Source organism: Alicycliphilus denitrificans K601 (assembly GCF_000204645.1).
GTDB lineage: Bacteria > Pseudomonadota > Gammaproteobacteria > Burkholderiales > Burkholderiaceae_C > Alicycliphilus > Alicycliphilus denitrificans.
The window spans coordinates 1,134,494-1,159,525 of record NC_015422.1 but is presented as its reverse complement, the minus strand read 5'-3'; the positions used below and the strand labels follow the sequence as shown (position 1 = coordinate 1,159,525).

19 protein-coding genes and 1 tRNA gene are annotated in these 25,032 nt (G+C 68.5%); 11 read left to right on the top strand and 9 right to left on the bottom strand.

Features of this window, described 5'->3' with window-relative positions:
- Positions 1-92 precede the first annotated feature (92 nt).
- Positions 93-1,949 (bottom strand): dihydroxy-acid dehydratase, encoded by a 1,857-nt coding sequence (gene ilvD / locus ALIDE2_RS05530; protein WP_013520141.1) that lies wholly within the window; start codon positions 1,947-1,949, stop codon positions 93-95.
- A gap of 228 nt (positions 1,950-2,177) precedes the next feature.
- Here ilvD (ALIDE2_RS05530) and ilvD (ALIDE2_RS05525) point away from each other — a divergent pair, with 228 nt between their 5' ends.
- Complete coding sequence (ilvD, locus tag ALIDE2_RS05525) at positions 2,178-3,869, top strand: dihydroxy-acid dehydratase (protein WP_013520142.1); 1,692 nt, start codon at positions 2,178-2,180, stop codon at positions 3,867-3,869.
- 24 nt (positions 3,870-3,893) lie between these two features.
- Here the strand turns inward: ilvD (ALIDE2_RS05525) and ALIDE2_RS05520 are convergent, their stop codons facing one another.
- Complete coding sequence (locus ALIDE2_RS05520; protein ID WP_013520143.1) at positions 3,894-4,136, bottom strand: TIGR04438 family Trp-rich protein; 243 nt, start codon at positions 4,134-4,136, stop codon at positions 3,894-3,896.
- Between the two features lie 107 nt (positions 4,137-4,243).
- Between ALIDE2_RS05520 and ALIDE2_RS05515 the strand changes: the two genes are divergently transcribed.
- Positions 4,244-4,546 carry a c-type cytochrome gene (locus ALIDE2_RS05515; protein ID WP_013520144.1) on the top strand — a complete coding sequence of 101 codons (303 nt, stop codon included), beginning with the start codon at positions 4,244-4,246 and terminating at the stop codon, positions 4,544-4,546.
- 128 nt (positions 4,547-4,674) lie between these two features.
- Here ALIDE2_RS05515 and lolD read toward each other — a convergent pair whose 3' ends face one another.
- Both lolD and ALIDE2_RS05505 read right to left on the bottom strand, forming a co-directional pair.
- On the bottom strand, positions 4,675-5,361 hold the full coding sequence (gene lolD, locus ALIDE2_RS05510) for a lipoprotein-releasing ABC transporter ATP-binding protein LolD (RefSeq protein WP_013721594.1): 687 nt from the start codon (positions 5,359-5,361) through the stop codon (positions 4,675-4,677).
- Entirely contained in the window at positions 5,354-6,607 is a 1,254-nt protein-coding gene (locus ALIDE2_RS05505) for a lipoprotein-releasing ABC transporter permease subunit (protein WP_013520146.1), read from the bottom strand. The genes lolD and ALIDE2_RS05505 overlap by 8 nt, the downstream gene beginning before the upstream one ends.
- Positions 6,608-6,703: 96 nt before the next feature.
- Between ALIDE2_RS05505 and ALIDE2_RS05500 the strand changes: the two genes are divergently transcribed.
- Both ALIDE2_RS05500 and recJ read left to right on the top strand, forming a co-directional pair.
- Entirely contained in the window at positions 6,704-7,654 is a 951-nt protein-coding gene (locus ALIDE2_RS05500) for a phosphoglycerate mutase (RefSeq protein WP_013721593.1), read from the top strand.
- Positions 7,651-9,366, top strand: coding sequence for a single-stranded-DNA-specific exonuclease RecJ (gene recJ, locus ALIDE2_RS05495; RefSeq protein ID WP_013721592.1), 1,716 nt, complete (start codon positions 7,651-7,653; stop codon positions 9,364-9,366). Before ALIDE2_RS05500 ends, recJ begins: the two co-directional genes overlap by 4 nt.
- Positions 9,367-9,426: 60 nt before the next feature.
- On the opposite strand, the gene ALIDE2_RS05490 is transcribed toward recJ, so the two are convergent.
- Complete coding sequence (locus tag ALIDE2_RS05490; RefSeq protein WP_013721591.1) at positions 9,427-11,190, bottom strand: methyl-accepting chemotaxis protein; 1,764 nt, start codon at positions 11,188-11,190, stop codon at positions 9,427-9,429.
- A 171-nt stretch (positions 11,191-11,361) separates the two neighbouring features.
- Here ALIDE2_RS05490 and ALIDE2_RS05485 point away from each other — a divergent pair, with 171 nt between their 5' ends.
- On the top strand, positions 11,362-12,243 hold the full coding sequence (locus ALIDE2_RS05485) for a 3',5'-nucleoside bisphosphate phosphatase (RefSeq protein ID WP_041700680.1): 882 nt from the start codon (positions 11,362-11,364) through the stop codon (positions 12,241-12,243).
- Between the two features lie 5 nt (positions 12,244-12,248).
- Positions 12,249-12,884: an L-threonylcarbamoyladenylate synthase gene (locus ALIDE2_RS05480; RefSeq protein WP_013721589.1), complete on the top strand. Its 636-nt coding sequence runs from the start codon at positions 12,249-12,251 to the stop codon at positions 12,882-12,884.
- Positions 12,885-12,967: 83 nt separating this feature from the next.
- Here ALIDE2_RS05480 and ALIDE2_RS05475 read toward each other — a convergent pair whose 3' ends face one another.
- A complete protein-coding gene (locus ALIDE2_RS05475) occupies positions 12,968-14,140 on the bottom strand; it encodes a methyl-accepting chemotaxis protein (protein WP_013721588.1) in 1,173 nt (390 codons plus the stop codon).
- A gap of 118 nt (positions 14,141-14,258) precedes the next feature.
- On the opposite strand from ALIDE2_RS05475, the gene ALIDE2_RS05470 reads away from it, so the two are divergent.
- The 5 genes from ALIDE2_RS05470 to ALIDE2_RS05450 all read left to right on the top strand — a co-directional run bounded on the left by ALIDE2_RS05470 (position 14,259) and on the right by ALIDE2_RS05450 (position 21,276).
- Positions 14,259-14,927: a site-2 protease family protein gene (locus ALIDE2_RS05470; protein ID WP_013721587.1), complete on the top strand. Its 669-nt coding sequence runs from the start codon at positions 14,259-14,261 to the stop codon at positions 14,925-14,927.
- A gap of 11 nt (positions 14,928-14,938) precedes the next feature.
- On the top strand, positions 14,939-16,243 hold the full coding sequence (locus ALIDE2_RS05465) for a tryptophan--tRNA ligase (protein ID WP_013721586.1): 1,305 nt from the start codon (positions 14,939-14,941) through the stop codon (positions 16,241-16,243).
- A gap of 178 nt (positions 16,244-16,421) precedes the next feature.
- Positions 16,422-17,153, top strand: coding sequence for a response regulator transcription factor (locus tag ALIDE2_RS05460; protein ID WP_013721585.1), 732 nt, complete (start codon positions 16,422-16,424; stop codon positions 17,151-17,153).
- A gap of 123 nt (positions 17,154-17,276) precedes the next feature.
- On the top strand, positions 17,277-18,929 hold the full coding sequence (locus ALIDE2_RS05455) for a FecR family protein (protein ID WP_013721584.1): 1,653 nt from the start codon (positions 17,277-17,279) through the stop codon (positions 18,927-18,929).
- A 40-nt stretch (positions 18,930-18,969) separates the two neighbouring features.
- Positions 18,970-21,276: a CHASE2 domain-containing protein gene (locus ALIDE2_RS05450; RefSeq protein ID WP_013520157.1), complete on the top strand. Its 2,307-nt coding sequence runs from the start codon at positions 18,970-18,972 to the stop codon at positions 21,274-21,276.
- Between the two features lie 36 nt (positions 21,277-21,312).
- On the opposite strand, the gene ALIDE2_RS05445 is transcribed toward ALIDE2_RS05450, so the two are convergent.
- The 3 genes from ALIDE2_RS05445 to ALIDE2_RS05435 all read right to left on the bottom strand — a co-directional run bounded on the left by ALIDE2_RS05445 (position 21,313) and on the right by ALIDE2_RS05435 (position 25,032).
- On the bottom strand, positions 21,313-22,707 hold the full coding sequence (locus ALIDE2_RS05445; RefSeq protein ID WP_013520158.1) for a TIGR03013 family XrtA/PEP-CTERM system glycosyltransferase: 1,395 nt from the start codon (positions 22,705-22,707) through the stop codon (positions 21,313-21,315).
- A 182-nt stretch (positions 22,708-22,889) separates the two neighbouring features.
- Positions 22,890-24,800 carry an O-antigen ligase family protein gene (locus ALIDE2_RS05440; protein ID WP_238530104.1) on the bottom strand — a complete coding sequence of 637 codons (1,911 nt, stop codon included), beginning with the start codon at positions 24,798-24,800 and terminating at the stop codon, positions 22,890-22,892.
- Positions 24,801-24,942: 142 nt separating this feature from the next.
- A tRNA-Ser gene (locus tag ALIDE2_RS05435) sits at positions 24,943-25,032 on the bottom strand.

Below are 25,032 nucleotides of genomic sequence, written 5' to 3'. Positions count from 1 at the left end.
AAAGGGCTTCAGCATTCCATTGAACAAAAACCATTGATGGGTGTGCGCTGGCAGCTCGCAAAACAGGAGCATCGCCAGCGCCACCCTGCCCGTCAGTCCAGCAGCGACAGGTCGCGCACCGCGCCCTTGTCGGCCGAGGTGACCAGCTTCGCATAGGCCTTGAGCGCGGCCGAGACCTTGCGCGGGCGCGGCTGTGCGGGCTTCCAGCCCTTGGCGTCCTGCTCGGCGCGTCGGCGCGCGAGTTCCTCGTCGCTCACCAGCACGTCGATGGTGCGGTTGGGGATGTCGATGCGGATGCGGTCGCCGTTCCTCACCAAACCAATCGCGCCGCCGGCCGCCGCCTCGGGCGAGCAGTGGCCGATCGACAGGCCCGAGGTGCCGCCCGAGAAGCGCCCGTCGGTCAGCAGCGCGCAGGCCTTGCCCAGGCCCTTGGACTTGATGTAGCTCGTGGGGTAGAGCATCTCCTGCATGCCGGGGCCGCCCTTGGGGCCCTCGTAGCGCACCACGACCACGTCGCCGGCTTTGACCTGGTCGGCCAGGATGTGCTCCACGGCCTCGTCCTGCGACTCGACCACGTGGGCCGGGCCTTCGAAGACCAGGATGGATTCATGAACGCCCGCGGTCTTGACCACGCAGCCGTCCCTGGCGATGTTGCCCGTGAGCACGGCCAGGCCCCCCTCCTTGCTGAAGGCGTGGTCGTACGAGCGTATGCAGCCCGCGGCGCGGTCCAGGTCCAGGCTGGGCCAGCGCGCGTTCTGGCTGAAGGCCACCTGCGAGGGCACGCCGCCCGGGCCGGCCATGTAGAAGGTCTTGACGGCCTCGTCGCCGGTGCGGGTGATGTCCCACTGCGCCAGCGCCTCGCCCAGCGTGCGGGCGTGGACGGTGGGCACGTCGGTGTGCAGCCTGCCGGCGCGTTCGAGCTCGCCCAGGATGGCCATGATGCCGCCCGCGCGGTGCACGTCCTCGATGTGGTACTTGTCGGTGTTGGGCGCCACCTTGCACAGCTGCGGCACGACGCGCGAGAGGCGGTCGATGTCCTGCATGGTGAAGGCGATCCCGGCCTCCTGCGCGATCGCCAGCAGGTGCAGGATGGTGTTGGTGGAGCCGCCCATGGCGATGTCCAGCGTCATCGCGTTCTCGAAGGCCTTGAAGCCCACGGAGCGCGGCAGGATGCGCTCGTCGCCCTGCTCGTAGTACTGGCGCGCCAGCTCCACGATGCGCCGGCCCGCGCGCTTGAAGAGCTGCTCGCGGTCGGCGTGCGTGGCCACCACGGTGCCGTTGCCGGGCAGGGACAGGCCCAGCGCCTCGGTCAGGCAGTTCATAGAGTTGGCGGTGAACATGCCCGAGCACGAGCCGCAGGTGGGACAAGCGTTGCGCTCGGCCTCTGCCAGGTCGGCGTCGCTCACCTTGTCGTCGGCGGCCATCACCATGGCGTCGATCAGGTCGAGCTTCTTGAACTGCACGGTGCTGGTGCCGGGCACGGCCAGCTTGGCTTTGCCGGCCTCCATGGGGCCTCCCGAGACGAAGATCACCGGGATGTTCAGGCGCATGGCGGCCATGAGCATGCCGGGCGTGATCTTGTCGCAGTTGCTGATGCAGACCATGGCGTCGGCGCAGTGCGCGTTGACCATGTACTCCACGCTGTCGGCGATGATGTCGCGGCTGGGCAGCGAGTACAGCATGCCGTCGTGGCCCATGGCGATGCCGTCGTCCACGGCGATGGTGTTGAACTCCTTGGCCACGCCGCCGGCGGCCTCGATCTCGCGCGCCACGAGCTGGCCCAGATCCTTCAGGTGCACGTGGCCGGGCACGAACTGGGTGAACGAGTTCACCACCGCGATGATGGGCTTGGAGAAGTCTTCGTCTTTCATGCCGGTGGCGCGCCACAGGGAGCGGGCCCCTGCCATGTTGCGGCCGGCGGTGGAGGTCTTGGAACGGTATGCGGGCATCGTGGTTGCGGGAGAGGATGGGCTTATGGGGAATCTGTGGCCCGTACGCTTGGGGGCCGGCGCGCGCCGCGGCACAGGCCTCTTGAGCCCCGCCATGGGCAAAACCGTTTGATTATGTCGCACGCCCGCAACCCACGCCGGCATCAGGCCCGGCGCGGGCCGCGCTGGACAGCCGGGGCGCCGGCGACCAAACTACCCGCCACCTCCACTGCGCCAGGACGGACCGCCATGACCGACCCCATGCCCCTGAACCGCCGCTCCGCCCACATCACCCAGGGCAAGGCGCGCGCGCCCAACCGCTCCATGTACTACGGCATGGGCTACGCCGAGGCCGACTTCGACAAGCCCATGGTCGGCGTGGCCAACGGCCACAGCACCATCACGCCGTGCAACAGCGGCCTGCAGCGCCTGGCCGACGCGGCCATCGAAGGCATACGCGAGGCCGGCGGCAACCCGCAGGTGTTCGGCACGCCCACGATCAGCGACGGCATGGCCATGGGCACCGAGGGCATGAAGTACAGCCTGGTCAGCCGCGAGGTGATCGCCGACTGCGTCGAGACCTGCGTGCAGGGCCAGTGGATGGACGGCTGCGTGGTCATCGGCGGCTGCGACAAGAACATGCCCGGCGGCATGATGGGCATGCTGCGCGCCAACGTGCCCAGCATCTACGTGTACGGCGGCACCATCCTGCCTGGCAGCCTGCACGGCTGCGACCTGAACATCGTCAGCGTGTTCGAGGCCGTGGGCGAGAACGCCGCCGGCAAGATCAGCGACCGGGAGCTCAAGGACATCGAGCAGCACGCCATCCCCGGCACCGGCTCGTGCGGCGGCATGTACACCGCCAACACCATGAGCAGCGCGTTCGAGGCCCTGGGCATGAGCCTGCCCTACTCTTCCACCATGGCCAACCCGCACCAGGAGAAGGCCGACTCCGCCAAGGAGTCCGCCAAGGTGCTGATCGAGGCCATACGCCGCGACCTGAAGCCACGCGACATCGTCACGCGCAAGGCCATAGAGAACGCCGTCGCCGTCATCATGGCCGTGGGCGGATCGACCAACGCCGTGCTGCACTTCCTGGCCATCGCCCATGCCGCGGGCGTCGATTGGAGCATCGACGACTTCGAGCGCATGCGCCAGAAGGTGCCGGTGTTCTGCGACCTCAAGCCCAGCGGCAGGTACCTAGCCGTCGACCTGCACCGCGCCGGCGGCATCCCGCAGGTGATGAAGATGCTGCTGAACGCCGGGCTCTTGCACGGCGACTGCATGACCATCACCGGCAGGACGATCGCCGAGACCCTTAAGGACGTTCCCGGCCAGCCGCGCGCCGACCAGGACGTGATCCGCCCCATCGACAAGCCGCTCTACGGCCACGGCCACCTGGCCATCCTCAAGGGCAACCTGAGCCCCGAGGGCGCGGTCGCCAAGATCACCGGGCTGAAGAACCCGGTCATCACCGGCCCGGCGCGCGTGTTCGACGACGAGCAGTCGGCTCTGGCCGCAATCCTCGACGGAAAGATCAAGGCCGGCGACGTGATGGTGCTGCGCTACCTGGGCCCCAAGGGCGGCCCCGGCATGCCCGAGATGCTGGCGCCCACCGGCGCCCTGATCGGCCAGGGCCTGGGCGAGAGCGTGGGCCTGATCACCGACGGGCGCTTCTCGGGCGGCACCTGGGGCATGGTCGTGGGCCATGTCGCGCCCGAGGCCTTCGTCGGCGGCACCATCGCCCTCGTGCACGAGGGCGACAGCATCACCATCGACGCCCACCGGCTGCTGCTGCAGTTGAACGTGGGCGACGATGAACTCGCGCGCCGCCGCGCCGGCTGGACGCCGCCGGCGCCGCGCTACACGCGCGGCGTGCAGGCCAAGTTCGCCTTCAACGCGGCCAGCGCCAGCAAGGGCGCGGTGCTGGACCTGTTCTGACGCGCAGAAGGAAAGGCGCCGCGGTCAACGCGGCCTGCGCGGACGCATGCCCAGCGCCTCCTTGTGCCTGTCGATGCGGTTCTTCTTGCGCTCCTCCATCTTTTCCATAGCCTTGCGCTTGGTGTAGCCCGTCGCGTCGGCCCACGCCCACCACGCGGCCGCCACGGCGAAGGGCGACAGCACCCACCACCATGACCAATTCGCCACGGGACCTATCTCCAGATATTTGAGCAGCATCAACAAAACGCCCAAAAGCAAGGCATACATGGCCACATCCTCCACCGTGCGCAGGCTTTCGTTTGAAGCCCGTCAACCGCGAACACTACAATCGCATTGAAGGCCAAATGTACCCCAACCCCTAGAGGAACCCCGCGATGAAACGTACCCTGATCACCCTTGCAATGGCATTGTCGGTCGCTGCGCCCGCCATGGCGGATGAGGCCATGGCCAAATCCAAGAACTGCATGGCCTGCCACGCCATAGATAAGAAACTGGTCGGCCCCGCTTACAAGGAAGTGGCGAAGAAGTACGCCGGCAAGGGCGCCGAGGCCACGCTGGTTCAGCACGTGCTGAAGGGCAGCTCCGGCGTGTGGGGTCCCGTGCCCATGCCCGCCAACGCACAGGTCAACGAGGCCGAGGCCAAGCAACTGGTGAGCTGGATTCTGTCGCTCAAGTGATCCCGCCGGGCGCCTCTCCGTGGCGCCTCCGGTAAGCCGCAGCGCATTTCACGCTGCGGCTTTTTTTTGCCGAATGCATCAAAAGGAATAGCTGCAGGCGCAAACCCACAAAGCGTTGCGACCCGATTTCACTCCAAGACGCCGGACACCAGCCGCGCCACTTGGTCGCAGCGCGCCGCCAGTGTCTCGTCGTGCGTGACCATCACGAACGCCGTGCCCTGCTCGCGCGCCAGCCGCAGCATGAGCTGGAACACCGCGTCCGCCGTGGCGCGGTCCAGGTTGCCCGTGGGCTCGTCGGCCAGCACGCAGGCCGGACGCGTGACCAGGGCGCGCGCGATGGCCACGCGCTGGCGCTCGCCGCCCGACAGCTCCGACGGCCGGTGGTGCACGCGCTCGGCCAGGCCCACGGCCTGCAGCATCTGCACCGCCTGGGCGATGCACTGCGCATAGGGCGCGCGGCGTATGCGCAGCGGCATGGCGACGTTGTCCTGCGCGCTGAATTCGGGCAGCAGGTGGTGGAACTGGTAGATGAAGCCCAGGTGCGCATTGCGCAGCCGCCCCTGCGCGCCGGGCGAGAGCGCGCCCAGCACCTGGCCCTTGAGCGTCACCGTGCCCGCGGTCGGCGCGTCCAGCCCGCCCAGCAGGTGCAAGAGCGTGCTCTTGCCCGAGCCCGAGGCGCCCACGATGGCCAGCGTCTCGCCCGCGCGCACCTGCAGATCCACGCCCCTGAGCACGCTCACGTCGAGCCGCCCCTCGGTGAAGCGCTTGGCCAGGCCCCGGGCCTGCAGCACGATCCCGTTCGTGGACTCATTCATAGCGCAGCGCCTCCGCCGGGTTCACGCGGCTGGCGCGCCAGCTCGGGTACAGGGTGGCGATGAAGGCCAGCACCAGGGAGATGACGGCGATCGGCACGATGTCGCCGCTTTGCGGCTCGCTGGGCATGCGGCTGATCAGGTAGATGTCCTGGGGCAGAAAGGTGGTGTGCAGCGCGCGCTCGATGGCCGGCACGATGACGTCGATGTTGAAGGCGATGCCCAGCCCCAGCAGCAGCCCGCCCAGCGTGCCGATCACGCCCACCATGGCGCCCTGCACCACGAAGACGCCCATGATGCTCTGCGGGCTGGCGCCCAGCGTGCGCAGGATGGCGATATCGGCGCGCTTGTCGGTCACGGTCATGACCAGGGTGGACACCAGGTTGAAGGCCGCCACGGCGACGATCAGCGTGAGGATGATGAACATCATGCGTTTTTCCAGCTGCACGGCGGCGAACCAGGTCTTGTTCTGCTGCGTCCAGTCGCGGATCAGCAGGTCGCCCGACAGGCTGTGCGCGAGCTGCTGCGCGACCTCGGGGGCCGCGTGCAGATCCTCGAGCTTCAGGCGCACGCCGGTCGGCCCTTCCAGGCGGAAGATGCGCTCGGCGTCCTCGTGGTGCATCAGCACCAGGGCCGAGTCGTACTCGTAGTGGCCCGAGTTGAACGTGCCCGCCACCGTCATCTGCTTGAGGCGCGGCACCACGCCCGCGGGCGTGACCTGGCCCGACGGCGCGATCAGCGTCACCACATCGCCCGCCTGCACGCCGAGCTGGCGCGCCAGCTCGCTGCCCAGGACCACGCGGAACCCGCCCGGCGCCAGGGCCTGCAGGCCCTGCACGCTCTCGGCCGCCAGATCGGTCACCTCGGGCTCGCGCGCGGGGTCTATGCCACGCACCAGCACGCCCTTCATGTCCTCGCCGCGCGCCAGCAGCGCCTGCGCGGCCACGAAGGGCGCGGCGCCGATCACGTTGGGGTTGGCGCGCGCCTCGGCCAGGGTACGCTGCGGGTCGGGCAGCGCCGCGCCGCCCGGCGCGAAGATCTCGATGTGCGAGACCACGCTGAGCATGCGGTCGCGCACCTCCTTCTGGAAACCGTTCATCACCGACAGCACGATGATGAGCGCCGCCACCCCGAGCGCGATGCCCAGCATGGATACGCCCGAGATGAAGGAGATGAAGCCATTGCGCCGCGTGGCGCGGCCCGCCCGGGTGTAGCGCCAGCCCAGGGCCAGTTCGTAGGGAATTTGCATGGTGTCCAAGACTTGCGCGACGCCGGAGATGACGACGTGGGTGGCACACGGGCCGCGCAGCGCCCGCGATTGTGGCATCCCGGACAATACCCTCCCATGTCCTCCTCCCTCCATTTGCTCATCGCCTACGCCGACAGCCCGGCACCGGAATGCCGGCGGGCCTCGCAAGACCTGGCCCTGCCCCAGCTGGAGCGGCTGCTGGGCCGCCTGGCGCCCGCGGACGGCGACCACGGCAGCGAGACCGATTTCAGCCCGCCCCACGAACGCGCCCTGGCCCGCCACCTGGGCCTGCCCGCGAGGCCCCAAGGCACCACGCCCTGGGCCGCCTGGGAGCAAAGCCGGACACCCGCCGGCGCCCAGGGGCAGGCCTGGGCCTTCGTCAGCCCCTGCCAATGGCAGGTGGGCATGGACCAGTGCGTGCTGAGCGACCCGGCGCAGCTGCGGCTGGACGAGGCGCAATCGCGCGCCCTGCTGGCCCTGCTGGCGCCCTGGTTCGAGCAGGACGGCATCACCCTGGCCTACGACCAGCCCACACGCTGGCTCGCGCGCGGCGCCCTGTTCGCGGACCTGGCCACCGCGTCGCTCGACCGCGTGCTGCAGCGCGACGTGCGCCCCTGGCTGGCCGACAGCGCCGCTGCCCGCACCCTGCACCGCCTGCACAGCGAGGTGCAGATGCTGCTCTACACCCACCCCTTCAACGACGCGCGCGCCGCACAGGGCCTGCCGCCCGTCAACGCCTTCTGGGTGCACGGCGCGGGCGCCCTGCCCGAGCCGCCCGCGGCCACCACCGCGCCCGAGATGCCCACCACACTGCGCGACGCGGCCCTGCGCGGCGACTGGCGCGCCTGGAGCGAGGCCTGGCAGGCGCTGGACGCCGGCCCCGTGGCCCGCCTGGCCGCCCACGTGGCGCAGGGCGGCGCGGCGCGCCTGACGCTGTGCGGCGAGCGCAGCGCCGTCAGCTGGCACACGGCGCCGCGCGGCCTGGGCCGGCGCATTCAAAGCCTTTTAAGGCCGCAGCGCTTTGCCAGTGTGCGCGAGCAACTATGAAAATAATAGCTAGAGAAATTCCTCCGCGTGCTGCCTGGGCGTTGGAGCAGGCCGGCGTGCACCCGCTGCTGGCGCGCCTGTACGCGGCGCGCGGCATACGCGCCAAGGAAGAGCTGGACGACGCCCTGGCCCGCCTGCTGCCGCCCGACACGCTCAAGGGCGCGCGCGAGGCCGCCACCCTGCTGGCCGACGCCATTGCCCAGGACAAGCGCCTCGCCATCGTGGCCGACTACGACTGCGACGGCGCCACCGCCTGCGCCGTGGGCGTGCGGGGCCTCAAGCTGCTGGGCGCGCGCCACGTCCAGTACCTGGTGCCCGACCGCGTGGTGGATGGCTACGGCCTCACCGCCTCCATCGCTCGGCGCGTGGCGCAGCAAGGCGCCGACGTGCTCATCACCGTGGACAACGGCATCGCCAGCGTCGAGGGCGTGGCCGAGGCCAAGGCCCTGGGCCTGGCGGTCCTCGTCACCGACCACCACCTGCCCGGCCCCCAGCTCCCGGCAGCCGACGCCATCGTCAACCCCAACCAGCCGGGCTGCGGCTTCGAGAGCAAGTCCATGGCTGGCGTGGGCGTGATGTTCTACGTGCTCATACAACTGCGCGCCGAGCTACGCGCGCGCGGCCGCTTCGACCAGGCCAGCCAGCCCCGGCTGGAGCCGCTGCTGCCCCTGGTCGCGCTGGGCACCGTGGCCGACGTGGTGCGCCTGGACAACAACAACCGCCGCCTGGTGGCCCAGGGCCTCAAGCGCATGCGCGCAGGCCAGATGCAGCCCGGCATACAGGCCCTGTTCGACGCGGCCGGGCGCAAGGCACAGGCGGCCACCACCTTCGACTTCGGCTTCGCCCTGGGGCCGCGCATCAACGCCGCGGGCCGCCTGGCCGACATGACGCTGGGCATCGAATGCCTGCTGACCGACGACGACGCGCGCGCCGCCGAACTGGCCCGGCAGCTCGACGCCATCAACCGCGAGCGCCGCGAGCTCGAAGGCGGCATGCGCGAGCAGGCGCTGCTGCTGGCCGAGAGCCTGTTCGACGAGAGCGAGGAGCCGCCGCCCGCGATCAGCGTGTTCGACCCCGACTTCCACGAAGGCGTGGTGGGCATCGTCGCCTCGCGCCTCAAGGACAAGCTGCACCGCCCCAGCTTCGTCTTCGCCACCAGCGGCGCGCCGGGCCGGGAGCACGAGCTCAAGGGCTCGGGCCGGTCGATCGCCGGCTTTCACCTACGCGACGCGCTGGACCTGGTGGCCAAGCGCCACCCGGGCGTGATCCTCAAGTTCGGCGGCCACGCCATGGCTGCGGGCTGCACCGTGGCCGCGGAGCATTTCGCGGCCTTCGAGCAGGCCTTCGCCCAGGTCGCTCAGGAATGGCTGGACGCGGCCACCCTCACGCGCCGGCTGGAGACCGACGGCCCGCTGGCGCCCGAATACTGCCGCGCCGAGCTGGTGGACCAGCTGCACCGCGAAGTCTGGGGCCAGGGCTTCGCCCCGCCCACCTTCAGCGAAGAAGTGCAGGTGTTGAGCCAGCGCCTGGTGGGCGAGGCCAGGAACCACCTGTCGCTCAAGCTGCTGCACCAGGGCCGGCCGGTGGACGCCATCTGGTTCGGCCACACCGAGCAGCTGCCCGAGCGGGCCCTGCTGGCCTTCAGGCTGGACGTGAATGAGTGGCGCGGCGAGCGGCGCGTGCAATTCCTGGTGGAAGGCGTGCAGCTCTGACGGGATTCAGGGCGAAAGCGGCCCCTAGCGCCCACCCAGCAAGCGCAGGCCGCTCACTTTTCAGAAGCTTTCCCAGTCGTCGTCCGCACCCGCCGTCACCGGCGTCCGGGCGTCGGCGATGCGTGCCGGCGCCGCAGCCGGCTTGGGCTGGGGCGCCGGCGCGGCCTTGGCCACCTGGGGGGGCTGCGGCGCGGCCGCGGGGACCTTGGCTTTGGCCTTGGCCTGGGTTGCGGCTACCGGCTGGCGCGGCGCCACGCGCGGGGCCGCCGCCGCGGCGCTGGCGCCCACGTTGAACACCGCCACCACCTGCGACAGACGCTGCGCCTGCTCGCTCATGGCCGCGGCCGCCGCGCTCGCCTCTTCCACCAGGGCGGCGTTCTGCTGCGTCATCTGGTCCAGGTTGGCCACCGCCTGGTTCACCTGGCCGATGCCGTCGCGCTGCTCGGTGGACGAGGCCGTGATCTCGCCGATCAGGTCGCTCACGCGGCGCACGCTGTGCACGATGTCCTGCATGCTCTGGCCCGCCTGCGCGACCTGGACCGAGCCCGACTCCACGTTGTCCACGCTGGTGGTGATGAGCTGCTTGATCTCCTTGGCCGCCTCGGCACTGCGCTGTGCCAGGCCGCGCACTTCGCCCGCCACCACGGCGAAGCCCCGGCCCTGCTCGCCGGCGCGCGCGGCCTCGACGGCCGCATTGAGCGCCAGGATGTTGGTCTGGAACGCAATGCCGTCGATCACGCCGATGATGTCGGCGATCTTGCGACTCGAATCGGTGATCTGCTGCATGCTGGTCACCACCTGGCCCATCACCTGGCCACCCTGCTCTGCCACCTGGGCGGCGTTGGCGGCAAGCTGGTTGGCCTGGCGCGCGGTGTCGGCCGACTGCGTGACGGTGGAGGTCAGCTCCTCCATGCTGGCCGCGGTCTGCTCCAGGTTGGCCGCCGTCTGCTCGGTGCGCGCCGACAGGTCCTGGTTGCCGGTGGCGATCTGGCTGGCCGCCGCCGAGACCGACTCCACGCCCGAGCGCACCTCGCCCACCACGCCGCGCAGGCGCGCGCCCATGGCCGACAGCGAACGCAGCAGGTGGCCCAGCTCGTCGCGGCGGTCGTCGTGCACGTCCTGCGTCAGGTCACCCGCGGCAATCGCTTCCGCCAGACCCACGGCCCGCGCCAAAGGCCGGGTGATGGAGCGCACCAGCAGGTTGGCCAGCACCATGCCGAGTGCAACCACCACCAGGACAATGGCCAGGCACAGCCACAGGGCACGCTGGCGCTGGGCCGCCGCCTGCGCCTTTGCCGCGTCGCGCTGGCGCTCCTGCAGTTGCAGGTAGGCGTCCTGCTCTCCAACATAGCGGGCCAGAGCGGGAGTGAACTTGCTATCCACCAGGCTCAGCGTGCCGGCCAAGTCTCCCTCGGCCCGCAGCCTGGCTCCCTCGGCGAGCAAGTTCAGCACCACCTTGCGCGCCTGCGCCACACGCTCGAGCAGAGCCTTGCCTTCGGTCGAAAAGGCTGCGGCCTCTATCTGCTTTTGCAAGACGTTGATGACCTCTATGCCCTCCCTGACCTTCTGCTGCAGTCGCGCCGACAGATGCTCATCGGCCGAGGACAGTGCGCCCACGGATTGATCCGCGGCCAGCGCAGTCAGTCCCTTCCAGCGCAGAATCAGGCTGATGCGATCTTCGTTAGCCTGGACGATGTGCAGGGCGTCGTCGTCCAGATGCATCATGTAGGCCATCAGACCACCCGATAACAGCAGCAGGGAGGCCGTCAGCCCCAGGACGAGTGCCCACAGTCTGCGGGCAACGGGCAAATGGTTGAGGTGCATGACAAGAAGACTTTGATATGGCGGCTCCAGGGGAGCGCCCGATTCTTTGCAATTGGAGACACTTTCGGCAACTGCACCGCATTCTTGAGTTGTTGTTACATCTTTGGCGGGAGCGGGGGCAACCAGGCCAGCACCGCCACCTGCACCTGGCATGCGTCCTACAATGGCCCGGTGCCCCAATCCCTGAACGCTGACCTGCATTGCCATTCCGTGGTGTCCGACGGCACCCTCACGCCCGAGCAGCTCGCCGCGCGCGCGCACGCCAACGGTGTGCAGCTGTGGGCCCTGACCGACCACGACGAGATCGGCGGCCAGCACCGCGCCGCGGCCGCCGCGCACGCGCTGGGCATGGACTACCTCACGGGCACCGAGATTTCCGTCACCTTCGCCAACACCACGGTGCACATCGTGGGCCTGGGCTTCGACGCCGACGATGCCCGGCTGGCCCAGGGGCTCGCGGCCACGCGCGGGGGGCGCGGCGAGCGTGCCCGCGAGATCGCACGGCAGCTCGCCCAGGCGGGCATCGCCGGCACCTACGAGGGCGCCCTGTGCTACGTGGAGAACCCTGAGCTGATCTCGCGCACGCACTTCGCGCGCTACCTCGTGGAAACCGGCGTTTGCCGCGACATGGGCGAGGTGTTCCGCAAGTACCTGACCGAGGGCAAGCCCGGCTACGTGCCGCACCGCTGGGCCACGCTGGGCCATGCGGTGCGCTGGATCCGCGACGCCGGCGGCGTGGCCGTGATCGCCCACCCGGCGCGCTACCGCTTCACGGCCAACGAGGAATACGCGCTTTTCTCCGAATTCAGGCAGCACGGAGGCCAGGGCGTGGAGGTGGTGACGGGCAGCCACACGAGCGCCGAATACCGCACCTATGCCGCCATGGCCCAGGAGTTCAGCCTGGCCGCATCGCGCGGCAGCGACTTCCATAGCCCCTACGAATCGCACACCGACATCGGCACTCTGCCCGACCTGCCGGCACACCTCACGCCCGTGTGGGAACTGCTGGACCACCAGATCCTGCGCGCGCCCCAACGCCCCGTCGCAGTCTGAGCACCATGGCCCAATACTTCGATATCTATGCCGACAACCCCCAGCCGCGCCTTCTCAAGCAGGCGGCCGCTCTGCTGTCGGGCGGCGGCATACTGGCCGTGCCCACGGACTCCAGCTATGCGCTGGTCTGCCGCCTGGACGACAAAGACGCCGTGGACCGCATCCGCCGCGTGCGCCAGATCAACGACAAGCATCACCTCACGCTGCTGTGCCGCGACCTGTCGGAGCTGGCCAGCTACGCCCACGTGGACAACCGCCAGTACCGGCTGCTCAAGCTCGCCACGCCCGGGCCCTATACCTTCCTACTCGACGCCACCAAGGAAGTGCCGCGGCGCGTGAGCCACCCGCAGCGCAAGACCATCGGTCTGCGCGTGCCCGACCGCAAGGGCCTGCAGATGCTGCTGGAGCTGCATGGCACGCCGCTGCTGGCGACGACGCTGATCCCTGCCGGCGAGGCCGAGCCGCTGAACGACCCGCAGGAGATCCGCGAGCGCTACGAGAAGCAGATCGACGGCATCATCGACGCCGGAGCCTGCCCGCTGGAGCCCACGACGGTGCTGGACCTCACGCCCATGAGCACCGGCGGCGACCCCGTCGTGGTGCGCGAGGGGCGCGGCAGCCTGCAGGCGCTCGGCCTCTGACGGCGCCGCGCAGCGTTTGCAATAAAAAGGCTGAAAGCGCCCGTCCATCAAGCGCTTGCAGCTACATTTTTTGAAGAAACTCGTCAGGCCGCGAGGCGCAAGGGCATGTTCGGCATGTTCGCGGCCACGCCGCCCGCGGTCTCATCGTCCAGCTTGAAGGCGCCCACGGCCTGCTGCAGGTCGCCGGCCCGCTCGTTCAAGGCGGCGGCGGCCTGCGTGGCCTGCTGCACCAGGGCGGCGTTGTGCTGCGTGGCGCCATCCATGTGGGCCACGGCCTGGTTGACGTGGGCAATGCCCTCGCTCTGCTCGCTCAGCGCATGAGAGATATCCCCCAGCAGGCTGCTGACCTGGCCAACGGAGTGCACGATCTCCTGCATGGTCTCGCCCGCCTGGCCCACAAGGCCCGCGCCGGCCTGCACCTGCTGCACAGACTCCTGGATCAGGCTCTTGATCTCGCGCGCAGCCACGGCGCTGCGCTGCGCCAGGTTGCGCACCTCGCTGGCCACCACGGCGAAGCCCCGGCCCTGCTCGCCCGCGCGCGCGGCCTCCACCGCCGCGTTGAGCGCCAGGATGTTGGTCTGGAACGCGATGCCCTCGATAACCTGGATGATGTCCACGATCTTGCGCGAGCTGGCGCTGATGGCGTCCATGGTCTGCACCACCTCGCCCACCACGGCGCCGCCGCGGCCTGCCGTGCTCGAGGCATCTACCGCCAGGCTGCTGGCCGAGCGCGCACGCTCGGCGTTCTGGCGCACCGTGGCGGTGAGCTGCTCCATGCTGGCCGCGGTCTGCGTGAGCGCCCCCACCTGCTCCTCGGTGCGGCGCGACAGGTCGCCGTTGCCCGCGTCGATCTCGCCGGCGGACACGCCGATGGCGTCGGCCGACTGCTTGATGCGCCCGACCAGCTCGGTCAGCGTATCCTCCATGGTGCCCAGCGCGCTCAGCAGGCGGCCGAAATCGCCCTGCAGCTCCGTGCTGAACTCCTGGCTCAGGTCGCCCGCGGCTACGGTCTCGGCAATCAGGATCGCCTGGGCCAGCGGCCGCACGATGCCGCTGCGCAGCGAAAGCCACGAGACCGCCGCCACCAGGACCGCCAGCACGCCCAGCGCCCACACCCAGGGCACGGCCGCCGCGCCCGCGCCGCCCGGCTGCGCCAGCCCCCACAGGGCCACGGCCATGAGCGCGCCCACCCACAGCACCACCGAGCCGAACGCCAGCGTCAGGCGCGCTCCAATCGTCCACCGGTCGAAACCCATCACGGTGTGTCTCCTTATATTTAGGTTTCAATTTGCAACAGTTGACAATCCTAACAAGACTTTGACCGCTCCGCCTACGTGAACTCCCTCATTCACGGCGTCTGACACAATCCGTGCCGTGGACCTCTCCAATCTCATCCAGACCGTACTCATCTACGCCCTGCCCGTGCTGTTCTCCATCACGGTGCACGAGGCAGCCCACGGCTACACGGCCCGGCATTTCGGCGACAACACCGCCGCCATGCTGGGGCGCGTCACGCTCAACCCGCTCAAGCACATAGACCCCGTAGGCACCGTGCTGATGCCGCTGCTGCTGTATTTCGCCACCTCGGGCAACTTCCTGTTCGGCTATGCCAAGCCCGTGCCGGTGAACTTCCACCACCTGCGCAACCCCAAGCGCGACATGGTCTGGGTGGCGCTGGCGGGCCCCGCGTCCAACTTCGCACAGGCCATCGCCTGGGCGCTGCTGCTGGTGGTGCTCGTGGGCATGGGCACGCAGGAGCGCTTCTTCATCGAGATGGCCCGCGCCGGCATCGCCGTGAACCTGGTGATGTGGGCCTTCAACCTGTTTCCGCTGCCGCCGCTCGACGGCGGCCGCATTCTCGTCGGCCTGCTGCCCTGGAAGCAGGCCCACTTCATCGCGCGCGTCGAGCCTTACGGCTTCTTCATCGTGCTGGCGCTGGTCGTCGCAGGCATCGTGGGCCAGCTGTGGCTGCGCCCGTTGATGTCGCTGGGCTACAGCGCCATCGACCTGCTGATCGCGCCGTTCATTGCGCTGCTTCGCTGATACGCCTTCCCATGACCACCACACGCTTCCTCACCGGCATCACGCCCTCCGGCACCCCGCACCTGGGCAACTACGCGGGCATGATGCGCCCGGCCATCGCCGCCACCCGCGAACCCGGGGTGGAGAACTTCTACTTCCTGGCCGACTACCACGCGCTCATCAAGTGCCAGGAGCCCGAGCGCGTGCACCGCTCCACGCTGGAGATCGCCGCCAGCTGGCTGGCTGCGGGGCTGGACCCCGAGCGGGTCACGTTCTACCGCCAGTCGGACATCCCCGAGATCCCCGAGCTGACGTGGTTCCTGACCTGCGTGACCGGCAAGGGCCTGCTCAACCGCGCCCACGCCTACAAGGCCGCGCAAGACAAGAACGCCGAGGCCGGGCGCGAAAGCGACGACGGCGTCACCGCCGGCCTGTTCATGTACCCCGTGCTGATGGCGGCCGACATCCTGCTGTTCAACGCCCACCGGGTACCCGTGGGCCGCGACCAGATCCAGCACATCGAGATGGCGCGCGACATGGCCGCCAGCTTCAACCACCTGTACGGCGAGCACTTCACGCTGCCCGAGGCCGCCATCGAGGACAACGTGGCCACGCTGCTCGGCCTGGACGGGCGCAAGATGAGCAAGAGCTACGACAACACCATCCCGCTGTTCTGCGCGCCCGCGCAGCTCAGGAAGCTCATAGGCTCCATCGTCACCGACTCGCGCGCGCCGGGCGAGCCCAAGGAAACGGAGGGCTCGGCCCTGTTCCAGATCTACCAGGCCTTCGCCACGCCCGAGCAGACCGCCGCCATGCGCCGCGCATATGCCGACGGCATCGCCTGGGGCGACGCCAAGCAGATGCTGTTCGAGTGCATCGACCGCGAAATCGCCCCCATGCGCGCGCGCTACGACGACCTGATGGCCCACCCCGAGAAGGTCGAGGCAGCGCTGCAGATCGGCGCCGGGCGCGCCCGCGCCATCGCCCGCCCCTTCCTGCAGACGCTGCGTGCCGCCGTGGGCCTGCGCCCCCTGAGCGCGGCGCAGCCCCAGGCCCAGGGCGCGCAGAAAGCCGGCAAGGCCGCCTTGCCCGCGTTCAAGCAGTACCGCGAGGCGGACGGTAAGTTCTACTTCAAGCTCGTGGCAGCCGACGGCCGGCTGCTGCTGCAGAGCACCGGCTTCGCCGCGCCGCGCGACGCCGGCCAAGCCATCGCCCGCCTGCAGAAAGAGGCAGGCGCCCTGCAGGCCCTGGCGCCGCAGCTGGCACCGGTGGCAGGCGTGGACGCCGGCGAGGTGTCCGCCGCGCTGCAGGCGCTGGCCGACACCGCCAATACCTGAGCGGAGCGTCGCATCTCCGGATTGATAGCTTCCATCGCTTGCCCACTGGCCAATGGAAGTCAAAAACTATTAGAATCTACGATCGGCGCGTTTTAACGACCGCTCATCAGCCACCACCCGAAGGGGTCGCGGGTGGCGGTTTTCCAGATTCGCAATACCCCCGCCTGCAAGGAGTGCCATGCGCATTGCGGCATTGGACGACGATACGCTCCAGCTCGAACTCTTCACCCGCGCCTTGGCAGACATGGGCCATGTCTGCCACACCTACGCGACGGGCGCAGCCCTGCTCAAGGATTTGCGGCGCGAGACCTTCGATCTGCTGATCATGGACTGGCAGCTGCCCGACATCCAGGGCCCGGAGATCGTGGACTGGGTGCGCCAGCACCTGGGGGCCGAGCTGCCCATTCTATTCGTCACCAACCGCCAGGAAGAGCGCGACATCGTGCAAGGCCTGGCCTGCGGCGCCGACGACTTCATGGTCAAGCCCGTGCGCGTGGGCGAGCTCATGGCCCGCATACAGGCGCTGCTGCGCCGCGCCTACCCGAGCAGCACCAGGGAGGGCGTGCTGGAATTCGGCCGCTACCGCTTCCTGCCCGCCACGCGCAGCCTGGAGATGGATGGCGTGCCCGTGGAGCTCAAGGCACGGGAATACGAGCTGGCACTATTCCTGTTCCAGAACATCGGGCGGCTGCTCTCGCGCGACCACCTGCGCGAAATCATCTGGGGCCACAGCGCCGAGGTCATCTCGCGCTCGCTGGACACGCACATCTCGCGCCTGCGCAGCCTGCTGGACCTGCGCCCTTCCAACGGGTACATGATCACCGCCGTCTACGGCGTGGGATACCGCTTCGAGACCGTCCAACCGATCCCCGGCGAGGCAGCGCCCGAAGGCGGCGCCCCGTCCCGGTAGGTAATATGCATGCGGATGCACCCTGTCCGCCAGGGCCGGATGCCGCGCGACAACGCTTCGAGGGAGATTCACGACTTGGTCACTTCACAGGCACGACGGGCGCCGGTACGCCATGCAGCCCCCATGGCGCTGGCCATCTGGGCCGCAACAGCCCACTGCGGCGCATATGCCACGACACAGGACCTCGAACACCTAGTGAGGCCGGGTGACACGCTGGAGGCCCTGTCCGTACACTACCTGGACACCCCGCGGCTGTGGCCGCAGCTGCAGGCCCACAACCATGTGGCCGATCCCCGCCAGCTGCGGCCAGGCTCGGTGCTGCGCATCCCGGCCCAGCTGCTGCCCGCGGGTTCCGCCCAGGTGGATTTCGTGCACGGACAGGCGAGCGCCACGCCCCCGGCAGGCGCCAGCGCCGCGCCGCTGCAGCCCGGCCAATCCCTGGATGAGGGCGCGCGCCTGCAGGTGGCGCCGGACTCTTTCGTCACCGTACGCCTGGCCGACGGCACGCTGATCCGCGTGCAGGCGGACACTGACCTGCAATTGCAGCAACTGCGGCGGCGCGGCCGCGCGGGCGATGCCCAGTCCGTGCTGGAACTGCGCCGCGGCAGCGTGGAATCCTCCGTGCCCCCCAGCCGCGACGGCGCGCGGCGCTTCCAGGTGCGCACGCCCAAGGCATCGACCAGCGTGCGCGGCACGCGCTTCGCCGTCACCCTGACGCAGGACGAGCGCACGCTCGCGGCCGTGACCGCAGGCGCGCTCTCGGTGGAGCCACTGCTCGCCGCCGCGCCCACGGCTGCGACGCTGCTGGACGCAGGCCACGGCGTGGTCGTGGCGGCCGATGGCCGGGTCGGCACGCCGCGCGCACTGCTGCCGGCGCCCGACCTCTCCGGCCTGCCGACCTCCGTGCACGACGCCGACTTCCTCACCCTCGCACTTGCACCGGTGGCCAGCGCCGTGGCCTACCAGGTGCAGGTCGCACGCGATGCGGACTTCACCGAGACACTGCGCAGCGGCACCTTCGGCGCGCCCCAGGTGCGCTTGCCGGCTCTCGAAGATGGTAGCTACCACCTGTCGGTGCGCGCGGTCGACGACAGCGGCCTGCCAGGCAAGGTGGCGCAACGCATGCTCACCATCAAGGCGCACCCGGTTGCGCCGCTGTACCAGAGCCCGGCGCCGGGTGGCACGGTATCGCGCGCACAGGGCGAGCTGCTGTGCACCCCCGTGGCCGGCGTCGCACGCTACCGCATCCAAGTGGCCGCCGATGCGGGCTTCGCGGCACCGCTGCTGGACAAAACCAGCGCCCAGCAGTGCAGCGCGCCGGTGGCTGCGCTGGCGCCGGGCCAATACTACTGGCGCGCGGCCAGCGTGCGCGAGCTGCCTGGCGGAGCCAGCGACCAGGGCCCCTACGCCCCGGGGCAGCCCTTCACGGTGGCCGACAACCCCAGCCCGCCCAGCGCCGCCGCCCTGCAGTCCGGCGGCGACGGCCCGGGCCTGCAACTGCGCTGGCCCGGCAAACCGGGCCAGAGCTATCGCCTGCAGGTCGCGGCCACCGACGACTTCGCCGCGCCGCTGGTGGACGAGCGCCTGGACACGCCCGCATGGGCCTCCACCAGCCTGGCGCCGGGCGCGTACTTCGTGCGCATACAAACGCGCGACCCCTCGGGCCTGGAAAGCGGCTTCTCCACGCCACGCCTGCTGCGCGTGCAGGCGGCCGTGCAAACGCAGTCGGGCTTGCCCGTGACGTCCTCCGACGGGCAGCCGCTGTCGCGCCCCTGAGCGGCCGACGGTACACCGCCCTGCGCCCGGGCCCCATGAGATGAAGCCCTTCTCGGAGGTCGGCGGCCGCGCCAACCTGCGCCGCGAATGGGTTATGCTGTCGCTGGCCCTGCTGTGCCTGGTGACTTGGCTGTGCGCCAGCGGCACGCTGCGCCGCATCGACCATCTGGTGCAGGACGCAGGCATGCGCCTGAATGCGCTTCCCGCGCATCCGGATATCGTCATCGTCGCCATCGACGACCGCAGCATCGAAGCCATAGGCCGCTGGCCCTGGCGCCGCGCGCTGCATGCGCAGCTCATCGAGCAGATCTCCGCGCAATCGCCGCGCGCCCTGGGACTGGATATCCTGTTCGGCGAGGAAGACGCCGACTATCCAGGCGATGACTTGCTGCTGGCCCGAGCACTGGAGCGCAGCGGCCGCGCCGTGCTGCCTGTAGCCCGGCGCGACCTTGGCTCGCGCAGCGCGGCCGATGCGCCGCTGGCGCTGCTGCGCCGCGCATCCGCCCAACTGGGCCATGTGCAGGTCCAGGTGGACCCCGACGGCGTGGCACGCAGCCTGTACCGCACCGAAGGCCCGCAGGACGCGCTCTGGCCTCATTTCAGTACGGCGATGCTGTGCGCCGCAGGCCGGGATCTGCCGGACTGCCGCGGCAACGCGGCGCCCGCCGGCGGGCCCTGGGCACGCCGGGACCTGCAGATCCTGCGCTTTGCAGGGGGGCGGCAGCCCGCATTCACCACCTACGCCTACATCGATGTACTCAAGGGCCGGCTGCCGGCCGGTGCGCTGCGCGATAAATACGTCCTCGTGGGGGCCAGCGCCACCGGGCTGGGAGACATGTTCGCCGCGCCCATGGCGTCGCAGGCGGAGCGCATTGCCGGGGTGGAGATGATTGCCCATGCGCTCAATGCCGAGCTTGCGCAATCGCACATCCGGCCAGCACCCAGGGGCTGGGAGATGGGCTTCAACCTCGCGCCCACGGTGCTGGCGCTGCTGGCCATCGTGCTGCTGGGGCCGCTGGCCGGCCTGATGTCCTGCACCGCCCTTTTCATCGGCACCCTGGCTGCTGCGGCGCTCGCGCCAACACTGTCGGGATGGCAGCTTGCCGCCGCGCCGGCCATGGTCGGCGTGACCATGGCGTACCCCTTGTGGAGCTGGCGCAGGCTCAGTGCGGCCGCGTATTTCCTGCAGCTGGAGATGCGCGAACTGCGAGAGGCCGGGCTCTCTCCCCTCCCCGAAGAGCCTCCGCGCCCACTGCTGCGCGGCGACGTGCTCGAACAGCGCATCCACGCCGTGGAAGACGCCGCACGCAGGCTGCGCAGACTGCACCATTTCGTCAGCGACAGCCTGCAGCACCTGCCCTCGCCCACCTTCGTGTGCGATGCCCAGGGCCACGTGACCCTTGCCAACGAGGCGGCGCAGCGCTACGTGCAGGCGCGATACTCACTGCAGGGCCAGGCGATCGGACGCCTATTGGCCGGCCTCGTGCAGCCCCATGGAAACGCCCCCCTCCTGCCGCGGAATGGGGAGCAGATGGACGCCATCCCGCCACAGCAGGAAGGCCGGGATGCGTACGGACGCGACATGCTCATGCTGTGCAAGCCTTTTACCCAGGACGGCAACACCATCTGGCTCGTCACCCTGGTGGACTTGACCGACATGCGCCGCGCCCAGCAGCAGCGCGACCAGGCGCTGCACTTCATCTCGCACGACATACGCGCACCGATTGCGTCCATCCTCACGCTGATCGAGATGCACCGCGAATTCCCCGAGCAGTTGCCGCAACAGGAACTGCTGGCGCGCATGGAGCGCTATGCCCGATCCTCGCTGGCCATGGCGCAGGGCTTCGTGCAACTGGCCGGCGCCCAGGCCCAGACCTACCAGAGCGCCCCCTTCGACCTGGCGGCCGCCCTAGAGGAGGCCGTGGACGGCGCATGGGCCGCTGCGCAGGAACATGGCGTCGAGGTGCACACGGCCACCCTGCCCGACGCCGCGCCCTGCCATGGCGACCGCAGCCTGATCTGCCGCGCCATCGCCAACGTGCTAGGCAACGCCATCAAGTTCAGCCCTGCCGGCAGCACGGTCCGCTGCGCACTGGCATCCGAGGGAGCCTACTGGGTGATATCCGTGCGCGACCAGGGCCCGGGCATCGCACCGGAGTTGCAGGGCAATCTATTTCAGCCCTTCAAGCGCCTGCACGAAGGCAGCCATCCCGGCGTGGGCGGCGTGGGCCTGGGCCTGGCACTGGTGCAGACCGTGGTGCAACGCCATGGTGGACGGGTCCAGGTGAACAGCAGCAGCGGCGTAGGCGCTGAATTTCAATTGCTGCTTCCCCGCCCGCACCCCTGACCCTGCAGGACGGCGCAAGCCAAGGCAAAACCAGCCCTACTGGGCGCCCTTGCCGGTGAGGACGACACCCACGGTCTCGAACAGGATGATCAGATCCAGAAACCACGAGTGATTCTTGACGTAGTACAAGTCGTACTGCAGTTTCTGCTCCGCATCCTTGATCGACGCACCGTAGTGGTAGCGCACCTGCGCCCATCCGGTAAGCCCGGGCTTGATTCCGTGCCGCAGGGCATAGTATGGGATGTCCAGCGTAAGGCGTTCCACGAAATAAGGACGCTCGGGCCTGGGCCCTACCAGGCTCATATCCCCCTTGAGCACGCAGAATAGCTGCGGCAATTCATCTATTCGCATCTTGCGAATGATTTTCCCGACACGTGTCACCCGCGTATCCCCGGCACCTGCCCAGCGCGGCGTTCCGTCTTTCTCCGCGTCCTGCCGCATGCTGCGGAATTTAATGACATCGAAAACATCCCCGTTAAGCCCGACGCGCTCCTGCCGGTAGAAAATCGGCCTGCCACTCTCGATGAAAATCAGGAGCGCCGTCACCAGCATCACCGGGGAAGACAGCAGCAGCAAAATGCCGGATCCCAGGATGTCGAACAGCCGCTTGACGACCGAGCGGACAAGCCCTTGCTTGAAGCCATCCCCAAAAATCAGCCACCCTGCGGAAACCGCCTCCAGATGGATCTGCCCCAGAAGCTGCTCGAAATGGGTAGCCAGGTCGATCACGCGAATGCCTTGCAGCTTGCAGTCGAGCAGTTCCCGCAGTGGCATGCTGCCACCCCGGCGCTCGCTCAGCGCCACAACGATCTCATTCACGCGCTGCTCCCGCACCACGTCAGTCAGCGTCTTCCCGGGAGAAATGATGTTCAGCCCTTGAATAACAGGGCCCTTCTCCTGCGGCCCACGAAAATATCCGATCAATTCGATGCTCGGATCATTTTCAAGCAAGGATTGCCCAACAATGGATGCTCGTCCTCCCGTCCCATAAATCAATACCCGTTGCCGGGTATATGAGGAAGGGAGCATTTCATTTCCAAGCAAACGCATGACCAGCATGCCACCGACAATAAGCAGCAGCGCGATCAGGGTCTGCTCATTTTGATAAGGGGGCTGCAGCGGCAGAAGCAGCAGGATGCTGCCCGCGATGATCATGGACAGGACAAAAGACAATACGGCGCGGGCCCGCACCTGGCCAATAGTCAGCTTTCCGGGGCGATCGTACAGGCCGAGCGCGAAGTTCACACCAATGATCCCGATGGCCATTACCCCCCCGCGAATCACTCCCGAGGAAATCACTGCCCCATTGAAAACCCCCATCCCGCCCTGCAGCGCCAGCGAAACGATCAAGGTGCTCACGATCACCATTGAATACATGATGACCTGCAGAATCGTTCTCCGGCGGAAATAATGATTGAAAATCTTGAACATTGCTGTTCCCTGCAATATCCGAACGTCGGATGTGAAACATAAGAGACAAAAATCTCTCTCCGCCGAAACCCTGGACGCCAATCCTCTGTGCACCAAACCAGAAATACGATCCAGCCCCCTTGCAGCCGTCCTATCTGAAGGAATGGGCCCATCGCCGCCAACCCCGTCACACCCGAGGCTGGCTAGTCCTCGCGCACCAACGGTGATACGACAAGCAACAACCAAAGCATAGTGGATACACGTGGAATTTCAATGATACTTACCACTGCACCTATCAGAAGAGCGGCGCCGATGGAACCGCCCACGATCAAGGCCAGCGGTTTGTGGCTCCTGATGCCATGCGCGAGCAGCAGGAGAGCCCACACGACGACTGCCGCCAATGCCAGCAGGCCGAGCAGGCCACGCTCCACCAGCAATTCCAGCAGCAGGTTGTCCATGTGCCAGGGCAGGAAGTTCTCGTACGCAACGCTGCTCCAGTGGCTCGGGCCGCGCGCGAAAACCGGATTCCTGAGCACCTGCCGGCCCTGAGGGTCGATCAGTTCCACCCCCTCCAGGCGCATGGACGCATTGGCCTGCAGGACCTTGATGGAAAGCACTCCCCCTCTCCAGGCGGAGAGGATGCCGTTCGATTCAAAAGCAGGGCCGAGCAGGGGCAGTTCCATCCAGCCATCGATGGTCCTGCTGTCGGCAGACAACTGGCGCGTGCGAAGCTGGCAGCGAGAGACATACAGCAGATGCTGCTCGCACAGCTGGACCTTCACCCACGCCGGAGAGTCCAGGTGCGCGCGCAGACGAACCTTGTAGCCACCGCCGGGCGCCAGCGCCACGCGCTGCGCGAGCGCCAGTTCACCCTTAACGCCGGGACGCATGGGGCCGAAAAGCCAGGCTTCGGTGCTTCCGTCGGCCTTTTGCAGCCAGCGCACCCGGCCTGCAAGCGCACCTTCGGTGGTTTGCGTGCTGTAGTGCGCCGGCAGGCGCCCCACGCCCAGTCCCAGAATCCATTGGCCGGGCGTATGCAGCAGACCCACACCACGCTTCCAATGGTCCATGCGTTGATGCAGATCCACGTTCGAGCGGACTAGGCGATCCGACATGAACGCCCCGCCGAGCCAGACCCCCATGGTTTCGACGACCAACGCAGCCAGCAGCCACACCATTGCCTTGCGGTGCCATGCCGTGTCATCCGGGACGTCGAAATGGTAGCGGCGCACCAACGCGCCCAGGGCCACCCCGGTGATGAGCACCGCCAGATACAGGCCGCGGGAATATGTCGTGAGCACCGCATAGGTGGACAGCAGCACCAGCGCCGCCGCCGCGTACCAACGCCAGCCATGGGGGGCGGACCAGGCCGCCCACCATGCGAACGGCAGGGCCATGGCCAGGTAGGCATCGATCGCGGCACCTCCGACGTGCATTTCCCAAAACCACGCCGTGGTCCGATAGTTGGTGCCGAAATCCACCCATCCCACATAGAGGCCCCGTTCCCACAGCACGCCGGCGCAGACCAGAAGCAGCCCCGCGACCATGCCCCGCGCCAACCGCAGCGGCGCGCCCTGGGGCCAGCGGTACAGGACGGGCATCAGGAGCAGCCCCCACGCCAGGCTCTTGGCCACGCGCAGCGTATTACTGGGCAAGTCGTAGTCCCCGTAGGGCCCCTGGCTCCACAGCTGCGCGAGCAGTGTGGCCCACGATGCGGCGCCGCGCGCATCGTCCAGACCGCGCCACACGCCCAGCAGCAGCAGCAGCGGCAACACCACGTACATCCAGTGCATGCCCGACGGCGTTCGGGCGAACGTCGCCGCAGGGCCGCGCCATGCATCCACGCCCCAGCGCAGGTAGGCCCCGCCCATGGCCCCCAGCACCAGCAGGTCGGACCCATCCACCAGCCACCAGCCCGACCAGGGCGTGAAGCTGGCCACAGGCAGCAGGGCCGGCAGCACGCACCACAGATCGGCAGGCCGCGACACGGTCCAGGCCGCGATCGCGGATAGCAGAGACAGGGCCAGTACCGGTGCGAGCGGATGATGCGCCGCGGCACCCAAGGCCGCCGCGATGCACGAGGCACCGAGCAACACCGCCCCGGTGCCTGCCACGTTGTTTGCGCCTGCGCTTCGGAACAAGGCCGCCCTCCGATGTCTACGGCCCAGATGATGGCAGGACGAATTGCGTGCGTGCGGCCGATGGAAACAAAAAAGGCTTGCTGCCCGATGAATGGCAGCAAGCCTTGTGCAATATTGGCGGAGAGGGTGGGATTCGAACCCACGGTAGTGTTGCCACTACGCCTGATTTCGAGTCAGGTACATTCGACCACTCTGCCACCTCTCC